The organism is Longimicrobium sp. (assembly GCF_036554565.1).
Classification (GTDB): Bacteria; Gemmatimonadota; Gemmatimonadetes; order Longimicrobiales; family Longimicrobiaceae; genus Longimicrobium.
In genome coordinates, this window is sequence record NZ_DATBNB010000089.1 from 1 (window position 1) to 4,612 (window position 4,612).

Consider the following 4,612-nt stretch of genomic DNA (forward strand, 5'->3'; position numbering starts at 1 on the left):
GGCCGGTTCTTCGCGCGCATCGGCCAGGCGCTGGACCGGCTGTTCGGCGGGCTGGCGTCGGAAAGCTCCGTGCTGTTCTGGATTCTCGTCGGCATTCTGGCCGCGCTGGGGCTGGCGCTGATCGTGGCCCTGCTCTACACCATCCTGGGCCGCCTTTCCGACGCCGGCGCCGCCTCCGCCCGCACGCCGTCCGCCGGGGCCCAGGGGCCGCGCCGTACCCTCGACGCCGCGGGATGGGAAGAAGAGGCCCGGCGCCTGGCCGCCGAGGGCCGGTACCGCGACGCGGCGGTGGCGCTGTACCAGGCCCTGCTGCTGCGCATGGAAGCTGCGGGCGCCGTGCGTTACGATCCCGCCAAGACCCCCGGCGACTACCGGATGGAGGCCCGCCCCCACGCGCTTTCGCGGCCCCTTGCCGCGTTCCTGCGCGCCTTCGAGCCCGCCGTGTTCGGCGGGCGCTCGCTGGACGCGGGCGTGTACGAGCGCCTGCGCGGCGCCGCGGCCGAGGCGGGTGCCCGTGGGTAGGCGCGAGGCCGGAATGCTGGTGGGACTGGTGCTGGTGCTGCTCATCCTTTCCACCCTGGTGGGCACGCAGGCCCCGGACAACCGCGAAGACCCGCGCGCCTCCACCTTTCTCACCTCCACCGGCGGACTCCAGGCGCTGTACTGGACGCTGGAAGAGGTGAAGATCCCCGTGGCCCGGCGCACCGCGCCGCTGGTGGGCGCGGGCGGGACCGACTCGCTTCCCCGCGCGCTCGCCCTCATCTCCCCCGCCGAGCAGCCCACCCCCGCCGAGATGCACGCGCTGGCCGAGCACGTTCGCGGGGGCGGAACGCTGGTGTTCGCCGCGAGCCCGTGGCCCACCGGGGGGCAGGTGTACGACACCCTGGGGCTGGACGTCAACTCGCTGCCGGGCGCACAGGGCGCGGAGTACGGCGAGGGCGCGGCGGCCACCGCCCGCCCGCACCGCTGGACGGAGGGCACGCGCACGGTCAAGGGCTTCCGCCGCGGGTTCGCCGACAGCTCGCGCGTGGTCCGAGAGCGCCGCGCGACCGTGCTCCTGGAAGCGGGGGGGAAGCCCGTGGCCATCACCTACAAGATGGGCGGGGGAACGGTCGTGGCGTTCGCCGACGCGCGGCCGCTGACGAACGAGCGGCTGCGCACGAGCGGCGCCGCGCCCGTGTTCGCCCGGGCCGCGGCGGAGCTGGCGGCGGGCGGGGCGCTGACCTTCGACGAGTACCACCAGGGCTTTCAGGGCGACGGAAGCGTGTGGAAGGCGCTGCGGCGGTTCCTGGCCGAGCATCCTGCCGGGCACGCCTCGCTGCAGCTGTTCGCCGTGCTGCTGCTGCTGATGCTGGCGGCCGGACGGCGCTTCGGCGCGCCGCTGCCGCCCCCGCCCGCGCGGCGGCGGTCGCCGCTGGAACACGTGGACGCGCTGGCGGGCGCGTACCGGCAGGCGGGGGCCAAACGCACGGCCCGGCGGCTGCTGGTGGCGGGAATGGCGCGGCGGCTGGGGAAGCGCGCGCCGGCCGACGAAGCGGGCGCGGCGGAGCTGCTGGGCCGCATGGCCACGGCCAGCCCCGTGGGGCGCGATGCCGCGGCGGCGCTGCAAACGGAATGGAAGCGCGGGACCGACGCCGAGCTGGTGTCGGTGGCCCGTCGCGTCGACGATCTACTGGACGAGGTAAAACGGTGAGCGAGCTGACGACCAACGGGGTGGCGGCCGAGCGGGCCCAGCGGGTGCTGGACGAGCTGGGCACGGTGGTGCTGGGCCAGGAAGACCTGCTCCGGCAGATGATGGTGGCGCTGCTGGCGGGGGGGCACGCGCTGCTGGAAGGCGTGCCAGGCACGGCCAAGACGCTTTCCATCCGCTCGCTCGCGATGGCGCTGGAGCTTCGCTTCGGCCGCGTGCAGTTCACCCCCGACCTGATGCCGACGGACCTGATCGGCGTGAACGTGCTCGACCAGATGAAGCGCGAGTTCACCTTCCACTCGGGGCCGGTGTTCACCGACCTGCTGCTGGCCGACGAGATCAACCGCGCCCCCGCCAAGACGCAGGCGGCGCTGCTCGAAGCCATGCAGGAGCGGCAGGTGACGGTGGACGGGCAGACGCGCCCGCTGCCGGCCGGCTTCACCGTGTTCGCCTCGCAGAACCCGGTGGAGTACGAGGGCACCTATCCGCTTCCCGAGGCCCAGCTCGACCGCTTCCTGCTCAAGATCACCATCGGCTACCCGGGCGCCGAGGCCGAGCGCGCCATCCTGGACCGCTACGTGGAAGGGTTCAGCGCCGACCGGGCGGAAACGTACGGCATCAAGCCCGTCCTCTCGTCCGGCGAGCTCGTCGGACTCCGGCAGTCGGTGGCCACGGTGCACGTGGAGCCCACGGTACGCGACTACATCACGCGGATCGTCCGCGCCACCCGCGAGGAGCCCAGCCTGGCGCTCGGCGCATCGCCACGCGCTGGCGTGTCGCTGTTCCTGGCCAGCCGCGCCGAGGCGTTCCTGGCCGGGCGCGACTTCGTGACGCCGGACGACGTGAAGATGCTCGTGCTCCCCGTCCTCCGGCACCGCGTGGTGCTGACCCCCGAGGCCGAGGTGGAGGGGCAGACGGTGGACCAGCGCCTGGCCGGCCTGCTCACCACCATCCCCGCCCCGCGCGGCGCCGAGGCTTGAGCCTGCTTCCCTCGCGCCTGTTCCTGGCGCTGCTGGCGGGGGCGTCCGCGCTCTTCCTGGTAAGCCCCGTCGTGGCGCTGCTGGGCGACGCCCTGCTGCTGGCGGCGTTCGCGCTGGACGCGTGGTACGTCCCCGGCCCCGCGCAGCTCACGGTGTCGCGCCGCTCGCCCCCGCGCATCTCCCTGGGTGCGCGGGCCGAGGTGGCGTGGCTGCTGGACAACCGCGCCGGCCGGCGGGTGCGCGTGCGGGTGACGGACGACCTGCCGCCCATCCTGCGTCGAGTGGGGGACGACGAGCAGGATCTGTGGCTGGATGCGCGGCGCGAGACGCGGCTGGGGTACGCGGTGGCCACGGTGCGGCGCGGCGACGCCGTGTTCGGCGACGTGCACCTGCGCACTGCCGGGCCGCTGGGGCTGGCGTGGCGGCAGCGGCGCGTGCCGAGGAGCGACGCGGTTCGAGTCGTCCCCGGCGTGCTCGAGGTCAAGCAGTTCCGCCTGCTGGGGCTGCGCAACCGGCTGCGCGAGGCGGGCTTCCGCAACATCCGGCAGCGCGGCGAGGGCGGACAGTTCGAAAGCCTGCGCGAATACGCGCGCGGCGACGATCCGCGTACGGTGGATTGGAAGGCCTCCGCCCGGCGCGGCGGGCTGATCGTGCGGCAGTACGAGATGGAGCGCCGGCAGAACGTGATGATCTGCATCGACGCCGGCCGGCTGATGACGCAGAAGGTGGGCGAGCGCGAGCGGCTGGACTATGCGCTGACGGCCGCGCTGCTGCTGGCCGACGTGGCGGGGGTGCACGACGACGCGGTGGGGCTGCTGGTGTTCGCCGACCGGGTGACGCGCTTCATTCCCCCCGCCCGCAACTCGCTGGCGCGCCTCTCCGACGCGCTGGGCGAGGTGCACGCGAAGATGGTGGAGCCCAACTACCCGGCGGCGTTCACCTACCTGGCCAAGCAGGTGCGCAAGCGCTCGCTGCTGGTGCTGTTCACCGACATCATCGATCCGCTGGCCTCGGCGGCGCTGGTGTCGCAGCTGGGGCGCGCGGCGGAGCGGCACCTGCCCCTGGCGGTCGCCATCCGCAACCCCGACCTGGAAGCCGTGGCCGAAACGGCGCCGGTGGACGAGGCCGCCGTGTACCGCCGCGCCGCCGCCGAAGAGCTGCTGCAGGCCCGCGCCGCCGCCTTGGCGGCCATGCAGCGCTCCGGCGTGCTGGTGGCCGACACCCGTCCGGGCGACGCGGTGCCCGCGGTGGTCAACCGCTACCTGGACGTGAAGCGCCGGGGAATGCTGTGACCTCTACGGTGCTCCATGGACCATTGCCCATCTCCCCGGGGTATGGTCCGCACCCCGCCTGGCCTGAGGAAGAGTTCCGCCGCACCCGCGCGGCGCACCGGGCGTCCGGGCACCCGTTCTTCACCCCCCACGCAACGAGTTGAACGTGTTCTCCTGTCTGCACCTTCGCGGCGCGGCCCTGGCGGGCGCGCTGCTCACGTCGCTGCTGGCGCCCGTGGCTGCGCGGGCCCAGGTGCCGGGCGAGTCCGGGCGCGTCGACATGGCGCGCGAGCGCCAGGCGTACACCGCCGACGCGCTGCGCGACTTCAACCGCTTCATCAACGGCTGGAGCGAGGCCTGGGCCGGGCACGACGAGCGGCGCCTGGCCGGGCTCTACTCGGCCGGCCCCACGGTGGCGTTCTCGCCCACCAGGATCATCAACGGGCACACCGCGCTCATCGCGTTCCTGAACGACTCGCTCCCCGAGGGCTCGCAGCTCCGCACCGGCGTCGCCGATTTCGTGGCGGGCGAAGACCTGTACTCGGCGACGGGCCCCTACATGTACCAGGCGTCCCCGGACGCGGAGCCGGTGTCGGGAACGCACTTCACGGTGCTCTACCGCGAGCGGGGCCGCTGGAAGATCCGGTCGCAGGCATTCCTTCCCGGGCTTC

At 73.8% G+C, this 4,612-nt stretch carries 5 protein-coding genes; all 5 read left to right on the forward strand.

Annotation, left to right across the window (positions count from 1 at the left end):
- On the forward strand, positions 1–522 hold a 522-nt coding region (locus tag VIB55_RS02375; RefSeq protein ID WP_331875061.1), incomplete at its 5' end, for a DUF4129 domain-containing protein.
- A 13-nt stretch (positions 523–535) separates the two neighbouring features.
- Positions 536–1,693 carry a DUF4350 domain-containing protein gene (locus tag VIB55_RS02380; protein ID WP_331875062.1) on the forward strand — a complete coding sequence of 386 codons (1,158 nt, stop codon included), beginning with the start codon at positions 536–538 and terminating at the stop codon, positions 1,691–1,693.
- The gene (locus VIB55_RS02385) at positions 1,690–2,670 is read left to right on the forward strand and encodes a MoxR family ATPase (RefSeq protein WP_331875063.1); all 981 of its coding nucleotides are present in this window, start codon (positions 1,690–1,692) and stop codon (positions 2,668–2,670) included. Before VIB55_RS02380 ends, VIB55_RS02385 begins: the two co-directional genes overlap by 4 nt.
- Positions 2,667–3,962 (forward strand): DUF58 domain-containing protein, encoded by a 1,296-nt coding sequence (locus VIB55_RS02390; protein WP_331875064.1) that lies wholly within the window; start codon positions 2,667–2,669, stop codon positions 3,960–3,962. Before VIB55_RS02385 ends, VIB55_RS02390 begins: the two co-directional genes overlap by 4 nt.
- Positions 3,963–4,101: 139 nt before the next feature.
- Positions 4,102–4,612: hypothetical protein (locus VIB55_RS02395; RefSeq protein WP_331875065.1), on the forward strand; the 511-nt coding region annotated here is incomplete at its 3' end.